The following is a 17,718-nucleotide window of genomic DNA, read 5'->3' on the forward strand; positions in this document are numbered from 1 at the left end:
ATCAGGGAGCAAGCTCCCATCTGTCCGCTCGACTTGCATGTATTAGGCACGCCGCCAGCGTTCGTCCTGAGCCAGGATCAAACTCTCCGATAAATGGATCACAGGTTAAGTTCACCGCATCCTGCGGTGACACCTGTGTGACCTGCGTCGTGCAGGCCTTAGTTTGACTGACTACGCACATCGCTGTGCGATTTTATAAAACATGAATTAACAGGTACGTTTTGTCTTGTTTAGTTTTCAAAGATCATTACTACCGCTTAACGAAGCAGCTTTATTACTATAACATTTAGCTTCTTTTAAGTCAACAACTTTTTTCAAACTATTTAATGAAGCTTTTAGTTGACGTCGGCTGTTTATCAGCGACGAATAATAATATATCACGGATATTATCAATAGGTCAACACCTAATTTAAGCTGAATGTTAAGCGACATTTTATCGGTTATATTCAATTGGCCATGCTCATAAAATGTAAAACAAGAATGATGGACAAGATAAGGAGGACTCATCAGTGAATCACTTCTATGTGTGGCACATTAAACGAGTGAAACAATTTATTATTATACTTATCGCCGCATTTGCAGCAGCCAGCTTTTTTTACATTCAAAGAGCTGTCCCGCTTCCCGTGTTTTCAACTGACACCGGACCTAAAGCCATTTATAAAGGAGAAACAGATTCAAAAGACATCGCACTTACGTTTGATATCAGCTGGGGGGATGAGAAAGCAGAACCCATTCTTGACACCTTGAAAGCGAACGGGATTAAAAATGCGACATTTTTCCTTTCCGCTTCTTGGGCCGAACGCCACCCTGACACAGTGGCACGTATAGTGAAGGATGGCCATCAAATTGGGAGCATGGGGTACGCCTATAAAAACTATGCCAATTTAGAAAGCAGCGAAATAAAAAAAGACATTAACCGTGCACAAACTGCCTTTGAAAAGTTAGGGATCAAAGACATACAGCTATTAAGACCCCCTACCGGACAATTCAATAAGAATGTTCTAACGGTCGCAAAGCAATACAATTATACAGTTGTTCATTACAGTGTGAACTCTCAAGATTGGACAAATCCCGGGGTTGATAAAATCATCGACAATGTGAGCAAGCAAGTTTCCGGAGGAGACATTATTCTTTTACACGCCTCCGACTCGGCAAAACAAACAGAAGAAGCGTTGCCCGATATCATCCAACATCTTAAAGAAAAAGGATTAAAAAATGTAACCGTAGGTGATCTCATCGCAAATTCAGATGCCAAATCCGCAGAGGTAAAGTAATTACTTTGCTGCAAACTTCGGCAGCATCAGCAATTGGAAAGCATTACACGCCATTAACGGGAAAAGCATTAAATAAAGCCAGTCCTCATCATTTACTCTTAGCGCAGGGAACCATTCTAATGCGGTAATCACAACCATTAAAAACAACGATGACACAAACGTTTTCTTAGAGGACTGCTTTTGCTTTATATAAGCTGTAATCACTCCAAATATCAATAAAAACACCGGTAACCACGCATAGCCAGCCAGCGACTCTCCGCTCTCTCCAAAAAATAAAAAACGCACGTACATTAAATCAAAAGCAACAAACAGGATGAAAAACAGCTGAAGCAAATTCCACAAAGACGAGGACCTTAATATCTCAAGCGCAAACCGGTGAACTGTTAAAAACACGAAAAAACCCATTTGGCTGATCACACTGAAAATCATGCCTACACCGATAAACCAAAATAAAACAGAGAAAATCTGTCCCGCTTCAAAAGCAAGAAACAGTCCCCTATATTCTCCCCATTTTAAAGCAAAACCCACAATACTCGTGATAACCGCTCCGACAGCTAAAATAGAAAAGAAAAAACGAACCAAACCACGGCTTTTCATTTCTTTATTCATCCCCTCAAAAATCGCAAACCGCGATATTTTGTTATGTATAATTCCAAACAGATGAATCATATTAAAAGTAAGACAAGTATGTGAAAGGAGCTTAAGCATGTCAAAAGCCAAAATGCTATTGATGAGCTGTTTTTTGTTATTATCTGTAACAGCTTGCGCTCCAAAAGACCAAGCAGCGGATATGGACTATGATCAGACCAAAAAAATGGTTGTTGATATATTAAAAACTGATGATGGAAAGAAAGCAATTAAGGAATTATTAAACGATGATGCGATGAATGAAGCGCTGGTGATTGACCAAGATGCGATTAAAGGAACAATAGAAAAAACACTTACCTCTAAAAAAGGTGAAGAATTCTGGAAAAACATTTTTGAAGACACTGATTTTGCTCAAGGCTTTGCCAAAACTCTTCAGACAGAGCATGAAAAAGTGATTAAAAAACTGATGAAGGATCCGGATTACCAGAAGATGCTGATGGGCGTTATGCAGGATCCGGGTATGAATAAAAAGTACAGCGAACTGGCAAAAAGCCAAGAATTCCGCAGTTATTTAGAAGAGGTTATTAACGAAACACTTTCTAGTCCGCTTTACAAAAAACAGTTCGAAGATGAGCTAAAAAAAGCAGCAAAAGATACTGCCAAAGAAAGTGAATAAAGGGAAAGCCGGGATCTAGAATCCCGGTTCACCTTTTTTATACTTGCACTGACATTTTTGCAACTATTTTTTTTGCAATGTCCTGATAAATTTCTCCAATAGGATGATTTTCATCATAAACAGACGGCGCAAATTGGTCCTGATCCCAATCAGGCTGTTTCAACGGGATTCTGCCGAGCAAAGGCACGTTTAGTTCCTCAGCTAGTTTATCTCCCCCGCCTTTTCCAAAGACATATTCTCTTTCCCCTGTCTTTGCACTTTCATAATAAGCCATGTTTTCTATGACACCAACGACCTCATGATCGGTTTTAATTGCCATAGAACCCGCTCTCGCTGCGACAAAAGCAGCTGTTGGATGCGGTGTCGATACTATGATTTCTTTACAGCTCGGAAGCATAGTATGTACATCGAGAGCAACGTCCCCCGTCCCAGGCGGAAGATCAAGAACGATATAGTCTACTTCTCCCCACTCTACTTCGTGGAAAAAGTTGTTTAGCATTTTGCCAAGCATTGGCCCCCTCCATACGACCGGAGCATTTTCTTCTACGAAGAAGCCCATTGACATCACCTTTACCCCAAAGCGTTCAACAGGAAGCAGTTTCTCTCCTTCAACAGTAGGACGCACAGTGATACCCATCATATCCGGCACACTGAAGCCATAAATATCCGCATCAATTAAACCGACCTTTTTCCCAAGACGAGCCAGAGAAATAGCAAGGTTTACTGACACAGTTGATTTGCCTACGCCGCCTTTTCCGCTTGCTACAGCAAGAAAGACTGGTGGGTTATCCATATTTAACAATGTTTTTTTCTCAGCTGACGGCGCCCGGAATTTTGCAACCGTTTCTTCAGGCAGCTCTTCAAATCGAAGGCCGACCGTCTCAGCGCCTCCCCCTTTTAAGACGTTTACGATCTCTTGCTGAATCTGCATTTGTTCTGCAGTTCCGGTTTTGGCAAGAGCGACTTTTACACTGACATGCTGTTTTTCAGGCTTTATTTTAATTTCCTTAACGGCATCCAATTCTCCCAGAGGTCTTTGAAGAAAAGGTTCGCGCATTTCACCGACTAGTTTTCTTACTTCATCTTCTCTTATCATCGAACCTCACCCTTTTGTGTATTCGTTTACAAGCATTATTATATCATACATAAATGGCGGGTGTCTTATGCTTAGAACCATAAGAAAACCCTCCTTTACTCCGGAGGGTCTCCTTTTTCTGTGAAATATCTCAAAATGCCTTTATATATGGAAGATGCCACCTTGTCCTGATATTTCGACTTCCCGAGCAGCCTTGCTTCATTTGGATTGGATAGAAATCCAACTTCTACAAGCGCCCCCGGTTTGGTGACGTTTTGCATTAAGTAGATACCATGAATCCGCTTTGCTTTCCGGGTTGTGTTTTCCAAGTTTCTTCTCAACTCATCCTGAATGTATTTCGCGACTTTCTCATTTTCCGCATATTTTCCGAAATAAAAGCTTTGGGCTCCGCTCCATTTTTGTGACGGAATCGCATTGAGATGAATGCTGATATAGAGTTCAGCCTCTGAATGGTTTATTAATTTAACTCGCTGCCTTAAGTCTTCTGCTTTTCGTCTGCTGTAGCCCTTCGTTCCTTCTGGAGCGAGATCGGTATCACTTTCTCTGGTCATGATGACAAGCGCTCCTTGTTCCTGAAGGTAATCCCTGACTCTAAAGGCCACTTCCAGGGTTACATCCTTCTCTAACAGCTTTCCGCCGACTGCTCCGCCGTCAGGCCCGCCATGACCTGGATCCAGATAAATAATTTTCCCGCTCAAGGGCAGACTCCATGGCTTCCAAGAATCGTTATTGCTGAACTGATACTTGAATAGAAATAGTAATACGATAAAGCCTAGCAAAAAACCAAGCCATTTAAGCTTTTTCCTCATCCCTTCCCCTCCCGCTTGTCCGTTACTACATAACTATGGGACAGGGCCGGGAAATATGATTAACGCATGCGAAGCTTACACTGTTTTTCTCTTTGGACAAACCCCTCTGTCCACCAGTCTTTAATGAACTTGCGTGCTGCTTCATAAACCGTATTTTTATCAAATGTTGTGTATTGCTCGTGTGTCCAATTATAGAGATAATCAAAAAACTCCATACGAAGCTCTTCTTCTTCTCTTGCAGAGCGAGCACTGATGCTCTGCATGGATTCTCCGTAATAGCCGAATATCCCAAAACGCCCGCCTAACAAATAAGCTTCTATCGCAAAATCAATACAGCCTTCGGTAATAATATCTCTTTCATCATGAAAAAATGGAAATAATGGTTCCAAACAGTCCTTAACAGACTGGATAATTTGTCTCAGAGAGAGTTCTTTGAGCAAGTTCTTTTCTAATTCAAAATCCTTTTGGCGTTTCACATCCATAAAAGACAGTACTTCTGCCATACAAATTCACTCTCCTTTTACCGGTTATTTTGAGGATTGGATAGTGAAACAATGCCCGAATTCGATTGGAAATTCGCCCAAATGAAGGTGCCGAATCGATAAAAAGAAGAGGATGTAGCAACTTTCCACGAGGTCGGAACAAATGTTCTGTTAGTGATTATTAAAAAAACAGCCCCTTTAATAGGTCGCTGCTTTTCATACTTTCACGCTTCTTGTTGCAGAATATGTATGAATATATTGGTCCAATACAAACCCGCCTTTATCTTCGTAAAATCCAGTGATGATAAAACCGGCATCAATCTGGCCCTTGATTTGGTCTTCTAAGGAATGGCCGAATTCCAGAGCCTCATTTTTTTCAATCAGTTTTTTCACTTTATGCTTTGGAAGATCTACTGAGTCGGCATATGGAATGGAGTGTTTTACTTTTAAAATCCCTTGCTGTTCTAATTCTACATCAAACAGAAATACGACTGGATTTACAAAGCCTGAGATTAGAACACCGTTTCTTTTCAGCACACGGTGCGCTTCCTTCCAGACTGGGAGGACGTTCTCAACAAAAACATTGGCAACAGGATGTACAATGACATCAAATGATTCATCCTTAAATTGACTGAGGTCGTCCATGCTTCCTTTGACAGTATGTATCTTGAGATCATCGCGCTCAGCAACCATTCTATCCTGATCCAGCTGTTTTTCCGAGTTATCTAATACAGTGACATCCGCTCCTGCAGCTGCCAAAATCGGGCCTTGCTGGCCGCCACCTGATGCTAAACAGAGTACTTTCAGCCCGTTGACAGGGGGAAACCAATCCCTCGGTACATCTTTCATTGGTGTTACCCTTATATCCCAATTGCCTGTTTTCGCTTGTTCGATGACATGCTGCTCAACAGCAACAGTCCATTCATTGCCTGTTTCTACTTTTTGATCCCAGGCTTTGCTATTATGGTCTACTAACGCATTCATGAATCGTTCTCCTTACTTTAATGTATAGAGTATAACAAATATTTCTAGATTGTTATCGCTTTCCCTTTGTATATTTAGAAAAAAGTTCATAAAAACGCAAAAAAATCACAAAGGAGATATGTGATTTACGTCATCAGATTTACACTTATTTCGTCAAATGGTGTCATTAGCAAAGAGCTAGTGTTCCTCCGGGCTATGATACAGTTGAAGAATCAGCAGGGAGATTTAACAGGTTGAGACCAGTGGTTAGAATGAGCTGGACTGACGACATAACCATTAAGAACTTTGACCAGATTCCAAACGTAGTAATGACATGAAAGCTATCATGATTATTACAGTGAGACCGTTTATAAGCAAGCATTTTGCTTAGTCCGTCAAGCGTTCATTTAGTTATCTTACTGTATGCGGAGGTATGAGCATTTTATTAATATAAAAAAGCTCCCAACACAAGGTCGAGAGCTTTGAAAACGTAAAATTAACGTTTTGAGAACTGAGGTGCACGACGAGCGCCTTTAAGACCGTATTTTTTACGTTCTTTCATACGAGCGTCACGAGTCAGAAGACCTGCACGTTTAAGAGTTGTACGGTATTCTGGATCTGCTTCAAGCAAAGCACGAGCGATACCGTGACGGATTGCTCCAGCTTGACCAGATAAGCCGCCTCCATGTACGTTTACTAAAACATCATAAGTGCCAGCTGTTTCAGTCAAAGTTAATGGTTGTTTGATATCTTCGATTAGAGCTGCAGATGGGATGTGTTCGCTGATTTCACGATTATTAACGACGATACGACCTTCTCCTGGAACTAAACGCACACGCGCTACAGAGCTTTTACGACGGCCAGTACCGTAATATTGAACCTGTGCCAAATTGGTAACCTCCTTTTTAATTAACCGCGAAGTTCGTAAACTTCAGGTTTTTGTGCTTCGTGTGGATGCTCAGAACCACGGTATACGTTCAATTTTTTGAACATTTGACGACCTAGAGAACCTTTTGGAAGCATGCCTTTGATAGCAAGCTCAAGCATTTTCTCAGGGTAGTTTGTACGCATTTCAAGAGCAGTTCTTGATTTTAATCCGCCTGGATGTTGAGTGTGACGGTAGTAGATTTTGTCAGTTAACTTTTTACCAGTTAACTCGATTTTTTCAGCGTTGATGATGATCACATGATCTCCAGTATCAACGTGTGGTGTGTAAGTTGGTTTGTGTTTTCCGCGAAGGATAGCTGCAACTTCTGAAGAAAGACGACCTAAAGTCTTACCAGCAGCATCAACAACTAACCACTTGCGTTCAATAGTACTTGCGTTAGCCATAGGTGTTGTACGCATTGAATTTCCCTCCTAAATGATCTGTCATTTTCAATAAACTTCGATTACGTTCTATTTCACAACACAATAAGTTCCGGGGCTTATCGTGGGGTTGAAATACATACCATATGATATCTTATAACTTTATGCAGACTCTGTCAAGAAAATATTATACACCTGGTTTAGTTGTCATAGTAAACGTTCCATAAATATAGCCCATGCCCCGGTGCTGTACGCCCTGCCGCTTCGCGATCCTTCGCTGCCAGCATGGATTTCACATCATCGGGAGAAATTTTTCCAATACCTGCATCAAGCAAAGTACCCGCAATAATTCTGACCATATTATATAAGAAACCGCTGCCTGTGATCCGCATTTGCAGGCCGTCATCCGTCTCAGTCCAATCAAGTTCGTAAATCGTTCTTACCTTGTCCTGCACTTCTGTTTTAACCGCACAAAAGCTCGTAAAATCATGTGTCCCTATAAGATGCTTTGCCGCTTCTCTCATGTTCTGCACATTAAGGTGATATGAAAAATGGTAAGCGTAATGCCGTTTAAATACGTCCGGGTGTTTCTCCGTGTATACAAAATAGCGATATTCTTTTTTGACTGCGCTAAATCGTGCATGGAACCCATCATCCGCAATTTCCGCCTGTTTGACTGCGATATCGTCCGGAAGCAGTGCATTTAAAGCATACGGCCATCTCTCCGCCGGGATAGACAGCGGAGTATCAAAATGAATCACCTGTCCGGCTGCGTGAACCCCGCTATCTGTTCTTCCTGACGAAACGACCGGAATTCTGTCTTTCGACTTATGCAGGACAGCCAAAGCCTTCTCAAGTTCATTCTGAACCGTTCTTTTTCCCGGCTGTACCTGATATCCATTAAACAAATGTCCGTCATAAGAAATCGTGCATTTCAGTCTCATACAGCACCTCTATGTCCTTAAGAAAAATAACAAAGCAGCCAAAATCATCAAGCTCACAATGACAGAAGTGTCTTTTCCTGTCCATACAAGCTTTCTGTATTTCGTACGTCCCTCTCCGCCTTGATATCCCCTGGCTTCCATTGCCACAGCAAGCTCTTCGGCGCGTTTGAATGCACTGACGAAGAGAGGGACAAGAAGCGGGACAATAGCCTTCACTCTGTCTTTGACAGGTCCGCTTGTAAAATCAACGCCTCGCGCCATCTGAGCCTTCATGATCTTATCTGTCTCCTCCATCAAGGTCGGAATAAACCGCAAAGAAATTGACATCATAAGAGCAAGCTCGTGAACAGGAAGCTTTATTTTTTTCAATGGATTCAGCAGCTGCTCCATTCCATCGGTAATCTCAATCGGTGTTGTCGTCAGCGTTAATAAGGTTGTAATTAAAATCAAATAGACGAATCTAAGAGAAATGAATATCCCTTGGACCAAACCGCCCTCATAGACTTTGAAAACACCTAATTGAAAAATAACCGGTCCTTCATGTGTCATTAAAATGTGAAGAAGGAACGTAAAGAGGACAATCCAGATGATTGGCTTTAGCCCTTTCATTAAAAAAGAGAAAGGAACTCTTGTTAAAGAAACGACGCCTACAGTAAATAATCCAAGAAGCGCATATGTCTGTACATTATTGGCTAGAAATACGATGCAGACAAATAAAAAGATCGTAATGAGTTTTGTTCTGGGATCAAGCCGATGTACAAGTGAAGAGCCTGGTACATACTTGCCGATAATCATGCTGTCCATCATAAGGTCTTCTCCCCCTGAAAAAGAGCACGGATTTCAGCAGCGGCATCTTCAATTGTGAGCATAGGCTCTTTAAATCTGACGCCAAGTGCAGCTTCCAGCTGTCTTTGAAATTTTATCGTTTCCGGAAGATCCAGCCCCCATCCAGCCATCTCTTCACCTTTTAAAAACAAATCACGCGGACTGCCTGATGCTTGTATCGTTCCTTTATGCATAACGATCATTTCATCAGCGTATGCAGCCGCATCCTCCATGCTGTGTGTCACAAGGATCGTCGTCAGGTTTCCCCGTTGATGAAGCTCATAAAACATGTCCATAATCTCTTTTCGCCCTCTTGGGTCCAATCCTGCAGTCGGTTCATCAAGAACAAGCACTTCAGGGTCCATTGCAAGTACGCCGGCAATTGCAACTCTGCGCATTTGCCCCCCGCTTAATTCAAAAGGCGATCTGTCCAAAAGCTCTTCTGATAAACCTACAAGCTTCAGCATCTCTCTCGCTTTTTGTTCAGCATCTTCTTTTTTCACACCAAAGTTCATCGGTCCGAATGAAATATCTTTGAGAACTGTCTCTTCGAATAATTGATGCTCAGGAAATTGGAAAACGATTCCGACTTTTTTACGAAGGGTTTTCAGCTCTTTATTCTTTTTCCCTGCCTGAATGACTGTGCTGCCTAGTGATATCTGTCCCTTCGTCGGCTTCAGAAGACCATTCAGGTGCTGAAGAAGAGTGGACTTGCCAGAGCCTGTATGCCCAATAACGGCTACGTAGCTGCCTTCTTTAATCGATGCATTGATATCATACAGTGCAAGGCGCTCAAACGGCGTCTTCATCTGATAACGATGTTCTACATCTTTGATTGTAATGTCCATAGCTCTTTCACCAGCCCTTCCTGAGTCAAATGATTTTCTTCCAAAGCCAGTCCATTTTCTCTTAAAAGCTGGCTAAGCTGGAATGAGAAGGGTAAATCAAGCCCAATTCGAACAAGTTCTTTATTCAATTTAAAAATCTCTTCAGGCAGCCCTTCGGCATATTTCTTACCGCCATTCATCACAATGATCCTGTCTGCTTTTGCTGCCTCATTCAGATCATGTGTGATGGAAATGACAGTCGCCATGCCTTGCTCCTTTAAATGTCTTACCGTTTCAAGCACTTCTTCTCGCCCAATCGGGTCAAGCATGGATGTTGCTTCATCTAAGATAATAATATCAGGACGTGCGGCAATAACACCCGCAATCGCAACTCTCTGCTTTTGGCCTCCGGAGAGATGGTGCGGCTCTTGATCGAGAAAATCTTGCATGTTCACCTGTTTTACTGCCCAGTCTACTCTCTCAATCATTTCTTCCCGCGGTACACCATTGTTTTCTAAACCAAAAGCCACATCATCGCGAACAGTCGTTCCGACAAATTGGTTATCCGGATTTTGAAAGACCATACCTATCTTTTTACGCACTTCCCAAACCGATTCCTCTGTCAATTGAATCCCGGCAACCTCGATGTCGCCTGATTCAGGAAGGATTAAACCATTCAATGCCCGGGCCAGTGTTGATTTCCCTGAACCGTTATGACCTACAATTGCAAGCCATTCACCCTCATACACCTGCAGGGAGACGCCGTCTAGTGCTCGTCTTTCTGCGTCTTTCCGATATCGAAAAACGATATCCTCTACCGATATCAACTGATTTTGATTCATGGAAAACCGGCCTCCTCTCAGCTAATGCTCTGCTTTTCTCTCTATATAAAAAGTTGCAGTATCTAAAAAAAGGGCATAGATCCAGTTAGAAACTGTCCCGCCCTTCTTTAGATACACAAAAATATGTGATTAAACCAATTCGATAATTGCCATTGGTGCTCCGTCACCACGGCGAGGACCAAGCTTCATAATACGTGTGTATCCACCTTGGCGCTCCTCGTAACGAGTTGCAATGTCAGAGAATAATTTTTGAAGTGCATCTTGGTTATTTTCTTCGTTAGCAACCTCGTTGCGGATGTATGCAGCAGCTTGACGGCGAGCGTGAAGATCACCGCGTTTGCCAAGCGTGATCATTTTTTCAACTACAGAGCGAAGTTCTTTCGCACGTGTTTCAGTTGTTTCGATTCTTTCGTTGATGATCAAATCAGTTGTAAGATCACGAAGCATAGCTTTACGCTGTGCACTCGTACGTCCTAGTTTTCTGTATGACATGTGATGTCCCCTCCTTTATTGAAATGCTGTTTCTGAATAATAAACACACGAAAATCCTAGTTCACAAGGGAAACTAGTCAATCGTCTTTGCGAAGTCCGAGTCCAAGTTCTTCTAGTTTCGCTTTCACTTCTTCAAGTGATTTGCGTCCTAGATTACGAACTTTCATCATATCTTCTTCCGTCTTGTTCGCAAGCTCTTGAACCGTGTTAATACCCGCACGCTTTAAGCAGTTGTAAGAGCGAACAGAAAGATCCAATTCTTCAATTGTCATTTCAAGAACTTTCTCTTTTTGATCTTCTTCTTTTTCAACCATGATTTCAGCATGCTGAGCTTCGTCAGTTAAACCAACGAATATATTAAGGTGTTCAGTTAAAATCTTTGAACCAAGCGCAATGGCTTCTTTCGGTCCAGTGCTTCCATCAGTCCAAACATCAAGTGTAAGTTTATCATAGTTTGCAACTTGGCCTACACGAGTGTTCTCTACCTGATAAGATACACGAGAAACTGGCGTATAGATAGAATCGATCGGAATCACGCCGATTGGCTGATCGTCTCTCTTGTTTGCGTCAGCAGGCGTATACCCACGTCCTCTTTGAGCAGTAAGGCGAACTCGGAAACTCGCATTCTCACCAAGAGTCGCGATATGAAGATCAGGATTTAAGATCTCTACATCACTATCGTGTGTAATATCAGCTGCCGTTACAGTTCCTTCACCCTGTACATCAATTTCTAGCGTCTTCTCTTCATCAGAGTAAATTTTCAATGCAAGCTTTTTAATGTGTAAGATAATCGTTGTAACATCTTCCACAACGCCTTCAATTGTCGAGAATTCGTGCAGTACACCATCTATCTGGATTGATGTTACAGCGGCACCAGGGAGTGAGGATAAGAGGATACGACGTAAGGAGTTACCCAGAGTTGTACCATATCCACGCTCAAGTGGCTCTACGACAAACTTACCAAATTTGGCATCGTCGCTGATTTCAACCGTTTCGATTTTTGGTTTTTCAATCTCGATCATTACTTAAAACCCTCCTTCAAAACGTCGAAACCTCGAATAGAATCATATGAGATTCCATCCGAAATTCCCCATTGTTTAGTCCCGTATGTGCTCAGGCAACGAGTCGGTGCATTCGTTTCATAAATAACTGTATCATAACCCATTATTGACAGGGACACAAAATCTATACAAACAAATTACACGCGGCGACGTTTTGGTGGACGGCATCCGTTATGAGGAACAGGAGTTACGTCTCTGATAGCAGTGACTTCTAGTCCAGCAGCTTGAAGCGCACGGATTGCAGCTTCACGACCTGAACCAGGGCCTTTAACAGTAACCTCAAGAGTTTTAAGACCATGTTCGATTGAACCTTTAGCAGCTGTTTCTGCAGCCATTTGCGCAGCAAAAGGAGTAGATTTACGAGAACCTCTGAATCCTAAAGCTCCGGCACTTGACCAAGAAATAGCATTACCATGAGTGTCAGTGATCGTAACGATCGTGTTATTGAAAGTTGAACGAATATGAGCAATTCCAGACTCAATATTCTTTTTCACGCGACGTTTACGCGTGTTAGATTTACGAGCAGCAGCCATTGTTTAAGAACCTCCCTTACTTATTTTTTCTTGTTAGCTACAGTACGACGCGGACCTTTACGAGTACGCGCATTGTTTTTAGAGTTTTGTCCGCGAACAGGTAATCCTCTGCGATGACGGATTCCGCGGTAGCTTCCGATTTCAATCAGACGTTTGATATTAAGAGAAACTTCACGTCGAAGGTCACCTTCTACTTTCAGTTTGTCAATAATATCACGGATTTTACCAAGTTCTTCTTCAGTAAGATCGCGCACACGAGTATCTTCTGAAACTCCAGCTTCTTTTAAAACTTGCTGAGCCGTTGTGCGGCCAATTCCGAAGATGTATGTTAAAGAAATAACAACACGTTTGTCACGTGGGATATCTACACCAGCAATACGAGCCATTCTCTGGGCACCTCCTTATAAATTATCCTTGTTTTTGTTTATGCTTTGGATTTTCACAGATCACCATTACTTTTCCTTTTCTGCGAATAACTTTACATTTTTCGCAGATTGGTTTAACTGATGGTCTCACTTTCATGTGTTTCCAACCTCCTTCAGTTTCCGGAGTGCTTTATTTGTAACGGTACGTAATCCTGCCACGAGTTAAGTCATATGGAGATAATTCTACCGTAACTTTGTCTCCAGGTAAAATGCGAATGAAGTGCATGCGGATTTTACCAGATACATGAGCCAAAACAGTGTGGCCATTTTCAAGTTCAACTTTGAACATCGCGTTTGGCAGTGTTTCGACTATAGTACCTTCCACTTCAATTACATCGTCTTTCGCCATTCAAGTGTTCTCCCTTCTTCAAATCAGTAACTTGCTTTCTGACAAATTTCAAAAGAAGTTTGTCACACGCCCTGTTTCGTTTATACTGTTCTGAACTTCCGGAGATACGCAATCATAAAGGGTTAAATGATTGATATTCTTTTTCTTAGGAGAATGTAATGTACGCTTTTCTCCGTCTGCTGTTAGTACATTGATGATGGTCAACAACCCCAATGACAACGACAAGATGAATTCGGTCCTGCCAATGTTCATCCTAACTTTCTGCCCTATCAAGCCGGAAAAACATCTGTCTTCGGAATTATTTCATCACCTAGACTCTCGTCAGTATATCAAAACCCGTTTCCGTAATCGCAATCGTATGTTCAAAATGAGCACACTTTTTCCCATCTACCGTTACAACCGTCCAGTTATCAGCCAATGTTTTCACGTAGCGGCTGCCAGCGTTCACCATAGGTTCAATAGCGAGAACCATGCCAGGTTTGAGCCGTGGTCCTTTGTTGGGCGGACCGTAATGAGGAATTTGCGGGTCCTCATGCAAGTCTTGACCAACACCATGTCCGACATACTCCCTAACAACTGAAAACTGCTCATTTTCGACATACGTTTGTATTGCGTGGGAAATATTCGACAAACGTTCACCTGGTTTTGCTTCCTGCAAGCCTTTATATAAAGACTCCTCTGTCACTTCCAGAAGTTTTTTGTCATCATCGCTGATGTTTCCTACCGGATATGTCCATGCAGAGTCACCATGATAACCATTTAATTTAGCACCGATATCAATACTGATGATGTCACCGTCCTTCAGCACCCTGCTGCCAGGTATGCCGTGAACGAGTTCTTCATTAACTGATACGCAAATGCTCCCGCGAAACCCATTATACCCCTTAAAAGATGGGATTGCACCCTGCTTCTTAATAAAACGTTCGGCAATTTGATCCAATTCTTTTGTCGAGATTCCTGGTTTAATGTGCTTTTTTAACTCTTCATGAGTTAAAGCCACGATTCGCCCTGCTTCCCGCATGATACCAAGTTCACGTGGGGTTTTACAGATAATCATTTTTTTAATCCTCCAAGAAGATCCTTCACATCTGCATAAACGTCTTGAATGTCCTGTTGGCCATTCACGTTTGCAAGATAACCTTTCTCAGAATAGAAATCGAGTAAAGGCTGAGTTTGCTTCATGTTTACCTCAAGCCGTTTAGAGACGGTTTCCTCATTATCATCTGCCCGTTGATAGAGTTCGCCTCCGTCTTTATCACAAACACCCGGCGTTTTCGGCGGATTAAAGACTAAATGATAGGTTGTGCCGCAAACACTGCAAATTCTGCGTCCAGTCAGACGTTCCATCAGAACATCTTTGTCGACTTCAATGTTAATGACATAATCAATCGGCTTGCCGTATTCCTCAAGAATTTCTTCAAGAGCTTCGGCTTGAGCGACTGTTCGCGGAAATCCGTCCAGAAGAAAACCTCTTTCACAATCGTCTTTGCCAAGTCTTTCTTTTACAATTCCGATTGTGACTTCATCAGGTACGAGCTCTCCCTTATCAATATAAGATTTTGCTTCGAGTCCGAGTGGTGTTTCTTCTTTCATAGCAGCACGGAACATATCTCCTGTTGAGATATGAGGAATCCCATAATCCTCAACAATTCGTTCGCCCTGTGTGCCTTTACCGGCACCAGGAAGCCCCATTAAGACTAAGTTCATTCGGATTTCCCCCGTCCTCTCTTTATTAAGAGGGAATGGATAAACCCATTTCCTCTAGTTTTTCATAAATCCACGGTAGTTTCGTTTCACCAACTGGCTTTCTAGTTGTTTCATTGTCTCCAAGGCTACCCCGACAACAATTAACAAAGATGTTCCGCCAATTTGTGCACTTTGAGGCAATCCAGCGAATTGAATGAAAAAGATAGGAAGAATGGAAATCACGGCTAAGAATATAGAACCCACAAACGTAAGTCGATACAAAATGCTCGTAATTCTATCTTGAGTCATTTTCCCTGGACGAACCCCCGGGATATAGCCACCCTGTTTTTTAAGGTTATCAGCCATTTGTTCAGGATTGACCTGTACAAAAGCATAAAAGTACGTAAAGGCAATAATCAACGCAACATATATCGCCATACCCACCGGATGCGTATTATCAAAGTAGTTTTGAATCCACTTTGTCACATCGTTTGTTCCAAAGAATGACGCGATCGTCCGCGGCGTTATCAAAAACGCAACCGCAAAGATTACCGGAATAACCCCTGCAGGGTTCACTTTCAATGGAAGGTGTGTAGACTGACCTCCGCCAGCAGGTGAACGACCTGTGCCTTTAGCATATTGAATCGCAATTTTCCGCACGGCTTGCTGAATGAAAATAACTCCAACAATAACTGCTAAAATCGCAATCACAAGAAGTCCGACTTTCACAATATGAATAAACAACTGATCGTTGCTGCCGACAAATTGAGTCTCATATATTTGTCCAATTGTTTTTGGAATACTAGCCACAATCCCCGCGAAGATAATGATCGATATTCCGTTGCCTACTCCATGAGACGTAATTTGTTCTCCAAGCCACATTAAAAAGGCAGTTCCGCCAGTGAGTACTAAAGCAATGATAAGATATGTCGATATACCGGATTTTTCGATCAGCATACCGTTTGCCAGATTGTTGAATCCGTAAGACATACCTAACGCCTGGATGAAACCAAGCACAATCGTAAAGTACCTTGTGAACTGAGCTAATTTACGGCGGCCAACTTCACCTTGCTTAGACCACTCGGTAAACTTCGGCACAACATCCATCTGAAGCAGCTGAATGATGATCGAAGCTGTGATATAAGGAGTAATTCCCATTGCGAAAATGGAAAATTGGTAAAGCGCACCGCCGCCAAATGTATTAAGGAGATCAAAAACACCCATTTGAGACTGTGCCTGTAACACTTCAGCGTTAACATAAGGCACAGGAATAAACGCACCTATGCGAAAGACGATAAGCATGAGTAAAGTGAATATGATTTTATTCCTGATATCACTCACACGCATAAAGTTGGAGATTGTTTTAAACAAGTTAGATCACCTCAGCTGTACCGCCAGCAGCTTCAACAGCTTCTTTCGCAGAAGCAGAGAATTTATTGGCTTTTACAGTTAATTTTTTCTCTAATTTACCGTTGCCAAGAATCTTTACTCCTGCATTAAGTTTGCTAATAACACCAGTCTCAAGAAGAAGTTCAGGAGTGACTTCCGTTCCTTCTGCAAAACCGTTCAATTTGTCTAGGTTGACTACAGCGTATTCCTTGCGGTTAATGTTAGTGAAACCGCGTTTAGGAAGACGTTGGAATAAAGGCATTTGTCCCCCCTCGAATCCAGGGCGTACACCGCCGCCAGAACGAGCGTTTTGACCTTTGTGACCTTTACCAGCTGTTTTACCGTTGCCAGAACCAATACCACGACCTACGCGATTACGCGTTTTGCGTGAACCTTCTGAAGGTTTTAATTCATGAAGTTTCATTAGGACACCTCCTTATCCGATCAATTATTTTTATTGTTCTTTAACAGAAACTAAATGAGATACTTTATTAATCATACCACGGATCGCAGCGTTGTCTTCATGAACAACAGTTTGGTTTGTTTTCTTTAAACCAAGTGTTCTGACAGTAACGCGTTGATCTTCCGGGCGACCGATTACACTTCGTTTGAGGGTAATTTCTAATTTAGCCATTAATATTCCCTCCTTATCCTAACAGTTCTTCTACAGATTTTCCACGAAGCTTCGCAACCTCTTCAGCACGCTTAAGTTCACTTAAGCCTTGAAGTGTTGCACGAATCATGTTGATCGGTGTGTTAGAACCTAAAGACTTAGAAAGGATATCAGCTACACCAGCAAGCTCAAGTACCGCACGTACAGGGCCTCCAGCGATAACTCCAGTACCTTCAGAAGCAGGTTTTAACAAGATGTTACCTGCACCGAAACGTCCGATGATTTCGTGTGGAATTGTAGTTCCAACCATTGGTACTTCAATCAAATTCTTTTTCGCATCTTCAACAGCTTTGCGGATCGCTTCTGGTACTTCTTGTGCTTTACCAGTACCGAATCCTACGTGTCCGTTTTTGTCACCGACAACGACTAGAGCTGCGAAGCGGAAACGACGACCACCTTTAACAACTTTCGCTACGCGGTTAACCGTAACTAAGCGTTCTTCTAACTCTAATTTGCTTGGGTCAATACGACGCATA

The 17,718-nt window shown here is 42.2% G+C and carries 25 protein-coding genes and 1 rRNA gene; 2 read left to right on the forward strand and 24 right to left on the reverse strand.

Translation table 11 applies throughout. The annotated features are described in order from the left end of the window. Positions 1–93 (reverse strand): 16S ribosomal RNA (locus tag AC0DBE_RS20340); the annotation flags it as partial. A 416-nt stretch (positions 94–509) separates the two neighbouring features. On the opposite strand from AC0DBE_RS20340, the gene pdaB reads away from it, so the two are divergent. After that, the gene (gene pdaB / locus AC0DBE_RS20345) at positions 510–1,274 is read left to right on the forward strand and encodes a polysaccharide deacetylase family sporulation protein PdaB (protein WP_472963564.1); all 765 of its coding nucleotides are present in this window, start codon (positions 510–512) and stop codon (positions 1,272–1,274) included. Here the strand turns inward: pdaB and kbaA are convergent, their stop codons facing one another. After that, positions 1,275–1,871 carry a KinB-signaling pathway activation protein gene (gene kbaA / locus AC0DBE_RS20350; RefSeq protein ID WP_003225859.1) on the reverse strand — a complete coding sequence of 199 codons (597 nt, stop codon included), beginning with the start codon at positions 1,869–1,871 and terminating at the stop codon, positions 1,275–1,277. Positions 1,872–1,980: 109 nt separating this feature from the next. Between kbaA and gerD the strand changes: the two genes are divergently transcribed. After that, positions 1,981–2,538 (forward strand): spore germination lipoprotein GerD, encoded by a 558-nt coding sequence (gerD, locus tag AC0DBE_RS20355; RefSeq protein ID WP_014112358.1) that lies wholly within the window; start codon positions 1,981–1,983, stop codon positions 2,536–2,538. Positions 2,539–2,575: 37 nt separating this feature from the next. Here the strand turns inward: gerD and salA are convergent, their stop codons facing one another. From salA to rpsE, 22 genes are all read right to left on the reverse strand, one after another. Then, positions 2,576–3,634 (reverse strand): iron-sulfur carrier protein/transcriptional regulator SalA, encoded by a 1,059-nt coding sequence (gene salA, locus AC0DBE_RS20360; RefSeq protein ID WP_472963566.1) that lies wholly within the window; start codon positions 3,632–3,634, stop codon positions 2,576–2,578. 95 nt (positions 3,635–3,729) lie between these two features. Next, a complete protein-coding gene (cwlD, locus tag AC0DBE_RS20365) occupies positions 3,730–4,443 on the reverse strand; it encodes an N-acetylmuramoyl-L-alanine amidase CwlD (RefSeq protein WP_014112356.1) in 714 nt (237 codons plus the stop codon). Positions 4,444–4,502: 59 nt separating this feature from the next. Next, the gene (locus AC0DBE_RS20370; RefSeq protein ID WP_014112355.1) at positions 4,503–4,946 is read right to left on the reverse strand and encodes a YbaK family protein; all 444 of its coding nucleotides are present in this window, start codon (positions 4,944–4,946) and stop codon (positions 4,503–4,505) included. Positions 4,947–5,141: 195 nt separating this feature from the next. Continuing rightward, positions 5,142–5,909 (reverse strand): class I SAM-dependent methyltransferase, encoded by a 768-nt coding sequence (locus AC0DBE_RS20375; RefSeq protein ID WP_472963568.1) that lies wholly within the window; start codon positions 5,907–5,909, stop codon positions 5,142–5,144. Between the two features lie 475 nt (positions 5,910–6,384). Then, positions 6,385–6,777, reverse strand: a complete 393-nt coding sequence (gene rpsI, locus AC0DBE_RS20380) for a 30S ribosomal protein S9 (RefSeq protein WP_004399691.1) — start codon at positions 6,775–6,777, stop codon at positions 6,385–6,387. A 20-nt stretch (positions 6,778–6,797) separates the two neighbouring features. Further along, positions 6,798–7,235 carry a 50S ribosomal protein L13 gene (rplM, locus tag AC0DBE_RS20385; RefSeq protein ID WP_003241966.1) on the reverse strand — a complete coding sequence of 146 codons (438 nt, stop codon included), beginning with the start codon at positions 7,233–7,235 and terminating at the stop codon, positions 6,798–6,800. 161 nt (positions 7,236–7,396) lie between these two features. Next, entirely contained in the window at positions 7,397–8,140 is a 744-nt protein-coding gene (gene truA, locus AC0DBE_RS20390) for a tRNA pseudouridine(38-40) synthase TruA (RefSeq protein ID WP_061188096.1), read from the reverse strand. Positions 8,141–8,149: 9 nt separating this feature from the next. Then, positions 8,150–8,947, reverse strand: a complete 798-nt coding sequence (locus AC0DBE_RS20395) for an energy-coupling factor transporter transmembrane component T family protein (RefSeq protein WP_014112351.1) — start codon at positions 8,945–8,947, stop codon at positions 8,150–8,152. Continuing rightward, complete coding sequence (locus tag AC0DBE_RS20400) at positions 8,944–9,813, reverse strand: energy-coupling factor ABC transporter ATP-binding protein (protein ID WP_072182896.1); 870 nt, start codon at positions 9,811–9,813, stop codon at positions 8,944–8,946. Before AC0DBE_RS20400 ends, AC0DBE_RS20395 begins: the two co-directional genes overlap by 4 nt. Next, on the reverse strand, positions 9,789–10,634 hold the full coding sequence (locus tag AC0DBE_RS20405) for an energy-coupling factor ABC transporter ATP-binding protein (RefSeq protein WP_014112350.1): 846 nt from the start codon (positions 10,632–10,634) through the stop codon (positions 9,789–9,791). The genes AC0DBE_RS20400 and AC0DBE_RS20405 overlap by 25 nt, the downstream gene beginning before the upstream one ends. 129 nt (positions 10,635–10,763) lie before the next feature. Next, a complete protein-coding gene (gene rplQ, locus AC0DBE_RS20410) occupies positions 10,764–11,126 on the reverse strand; it encodes a 50S ribosomal protein L17 (RefSeq protein WP_003225836.1) in 363 nt (120 codons plus the stop codon). 77 nt (positions 11,127–11,203) lie between these two features. Continuing rightward, positions 11,204–12,148 (reverse strand): DNA-directed RNA polymerase subunit alpha, encoded by a 945-nt coding sequence (locus AC0DBE_RS20415; protein WP_003225835.1) that lies wholly within the window; start codon positions 12,146–12,148, stop codon positions 11,204–11,206. Positions 12,149–12,324: 176 nt separating this feature from the next. Continuing rightward, a complete protein-coding gene (gene rpsK / locus AC0DBE_RS20420; protein ID WP_009966385.1) occupies positions 12,325–12,720 on the reverse strand; it encodes a 30S ribosomal protein S11 in 396 nt (131 codons plus the stop codon). A gap of 20 nt (positions 12,721–12,740) precedes the next feature. Next, positions 12,741–13,106: a 30S ribosomal protein S13 gene (gene rpsM / locus AC0DBE_RS20425; protein ID WP_003235095.1), complete on the reverse strand. Its 366-nt coding sequence runs from the start codon at positions 13,104–13,106 to the stop codon at positions 12,741–12,743. Positions 13,107–13,128: 22 nt separating this feature from the next. Further along, positions 13,129–13,242, reverse strand: coding sequence for a 50S ribosomal protein L36 (gene rpmJ, locus AC0DBE_RS20430; protein WP_003156543.1), 114 nt, complete (start codon positions 13,240–13,242; stop codon positions 13,129–13,131). Between the two features lie 33 nt (positions 13,243–13,275). Beyond that, entirely contained in the window at positions 13,276–13,494 is a 219-nt protein-coding gene (gene infA / locus AC0DBE_RS20435) for a translation initiation factor IF-1 (protein ID WP_003156508.1), read from the reverse strand. A 310-nt stretch (positions 13,495–13,804) separates the two neighbouring features. Next, positions 13,805–14,551, reverse strand: coding sequence for a type I methionyl aminopeptidase (gene map / locus AC0DBE_RS20440; protein WP_003225828.1), 747 nt, complete (start codon positions 14,549–14,551; stop codon positions 13,805–13,807). Continuing rightward, on the reverse strand, positions 14,548–15,201 hold the full coding sequence (locus AC0DBE_RS20445) for an adenylate kinase (protein WP_003225823.1): 654 nt from the start codon (positions 15,199–15,201) through the stop codon (positions 14,548–14,550). Before AC0DBE_RS20445 ends, map begins: the two co-directional genes overlap by 4 nt. Before the next feature lie 54 nt (positions 15,202–15,255). Continuing rightward, positions 15,256–16,551, reverse strand: coding sequence for a preprotein translocase subunit SecY (gene secY / locus AC0DBE_RS20450; RefSeq protein ID WP_014112348.1), 1,296 nt, complete (start codon positions 16,549–16,551; stop codon positions 15,256–15,258). Between the two features lies 1 nt (position 16,552). Next, positions 16,553–16,993 (reverse strand): 50S ribosomal protein L15, encoded by a 441-nt coding sequence (gene rplO / locus AC0DBE_RS20455; protein WP_003225819.1) that lies wholly within the window; start codon positions 16,991–16,993, stop codon positions 16,553–16,555. A gap of 30 nt (positions 16,994–17,023) precedes the next feature. Then, positions 17,024–17,203 carry a 50S ribosomal protein L30 gene (rpmD, locus tag AC0DBE_RS20460; RefSeq protein ID WP_003156497.1) on the reverse strand — a complete coding sequence of 60 codons (180 nt, stop codon included), beginning with the start codon at positions 17,201–17,203 and terminating at the stop codon, positions 17,024–17,026. A 13-nt stretch (positions 17,204–17,216) separates the two neighbouring features. Beyond that, positions 17,217–17,717, reverse strand: a complete 501-nt coding sequence (gene rpsE / locus AC0DBE_RS20465) for a 30S ribosomal protein S5 (protein ID WP_003156493.1) — start codon at positions 17,715–17,717, stop codon at positions 17,217–17,219. Position 17,718: the final 1 nt, after the last annotated feature.

It is taken from the genome of Bacillus sp. VA15 (assembly GCF_055721145.1).

What these genes read in the sequence shown, in the direction of transcription:
- kbaA (WP_003225859.1), bottom strand. Translation starts at nt 1,871, where the DNA reads ATGAAAAGCCGTGGTTTGGTTCGTTTTTTCTTTTCTATTTTAGCTGTC.
- gerD (WP_014112358.1), top strand. Translation starts at nt 1,981, where the DNA reads ATGTCAAAAGCCAAAATGCTATTGATGAGCTGTTTTTTGTTATTATCT.
- salA (WP_472963566.1), bottom strand. Translation starts at nt 3,634, where the DNA reads ATGATAAGAGAAGATGAAGTAAGAAAACTAGTCGGTGAAATGCGCGAA.
- cwlD (WP_014112356.1), bottom strand. Translation starts at nt 4,443, where the DNA reads ATGAGGAAAAAGCTTAAATGGCTTGGTTTTTTGCTAGGCTTTATCGTA.
- AC0DBE_RS20370 (WP_014112355.1), bottom strand. Translation starts at nt 4,946, where the DNA reads ATGGCAGAAGTACTGTCTTTTATGGATGTGAAACGCCAAAAGGATTTT.
- AC0DBE_RS20375 (WP_472963568.1), bottom strand. Translation starts at nt 5,909, where the DNA reads ATGAATGCGTTAGTAGACCATAATAGCAAAGCCTGGGATCAAAAAGTA.
- rplM (WP_003241966.1), bottom strand. Translation starts at nt 7,235, where the DNA reads ATGCGTACAACACCTATGGCTAACGCAAGTACTATTGAACGCAAGTGG.
- truA (WP_061188096.1), bottom strand. Translation starts at nt 8,140, where the DNA reads ATGAGACTGAAATGCACGATTTCTTATGACGGACATTTGTTTAATGGA.
- AC0DBE_RS20395 (WP_014112351.1), bottom strand. Translation starts at nt 8,947, where the DNA reads ATGATGGACAGCATGATTATCGGCAAGTATGTACCAGGCTCTTCACTT.
- AC0DBE_RS20400 (WP_072182896.1), bottom strand. Translation starts at nt 9,813, where the DNA reads ATGGACATTACAATCAAAGATGTAGAACATCGTTATCAGATGAAGACG.
- AC0DBE_RS20405 (WP_014112350.1), bottom strand. Translation starts at nt 10,634, where the DNA reads ATGAATCAAAATCAGTTGATATCGGTAGAGGATATCGTTTTTCGATAT.
- rplQ (WP_003225836.1), bottom strand. Translation starts at nt 11,126, where the DNA reads ATGTCATACAGAAAACTAGGACGTACGAGTGCACAGCGTAAAGCTATG.
- AC0DBE_RS20415 (WP_003225835.1), bottom strand. Translation starts at nt 12,148, where the DNA reads ATGATCGAGATTGAAAAACCAAAAATCGAAACGGTTGAAATCAGCGAC.
- rpsK (WP_009966385.1), bottom strand. Translation starts at nt 12,720, where the DNA reads ATGGCTGCTGCTCGTAAATCTAACACGCGTAAACGTCGCGTGAAAAAG.
- rpsM (WP_003235095.1), bottom strand. Translation starts at nt 13,106, where the DNA reads ATGGCTCGTATTGCTGGTGTAGATATCCCACGTGACAAACGTGTTGTT.
- rpmJ (WP_003156543.1), bottom strand. Translation starts at nt 13,242, where the DNA reads ATGAAAGTGAGACCATCAGTTAAACCAATCTGCGAAAAATGTAAAGTT.
- infA (WP_003156508.1), bottom strand. Translation starts at nt 13,494, where the DNA reads ATGGCGAAAGACGATGTAATTGAAGTGGAAGGTACTATAGTCGAAACA.
- map (WP_003225828.1), bottom strand. Translation starts at nt 14,551, where the DNA reads ATGATTATCTGTAAAACCCCACGTGAACTTGGTATCATGCGGGAAGCA.
- AC0DBE_RS20445 (WP_003225823.1), bottom strand. Translation starts at nt 15,201, where the DNA reads ATGAACTTAGTCTTAATGGGGCTTCCTGGTGCCGGTAAAGGCACACAG.
- rplO (WP_003225819.1), bottom strand. Translation starts at nt 16,993, where the DNA reads ATGAAACTTCATGAATTAAAACCTTCAGAAGGTTCACGCAAAACGCGT.
- rpmD (WP_003156497.1), bottom strand. Translation starts at nt 17,203, where the DNA reads ATGGCTAAATTAGAAATTACCCTCAAACGAAGTGTAATCGGTCGCCCG.
- rpsE (WP_003156493.1), bottom strand. Translation starts at nt 17,717, where the DNA reads ATGCGTCGTATTGACCCAAGCAAATTAGAGTTAGAAGAACGCTTAGTT.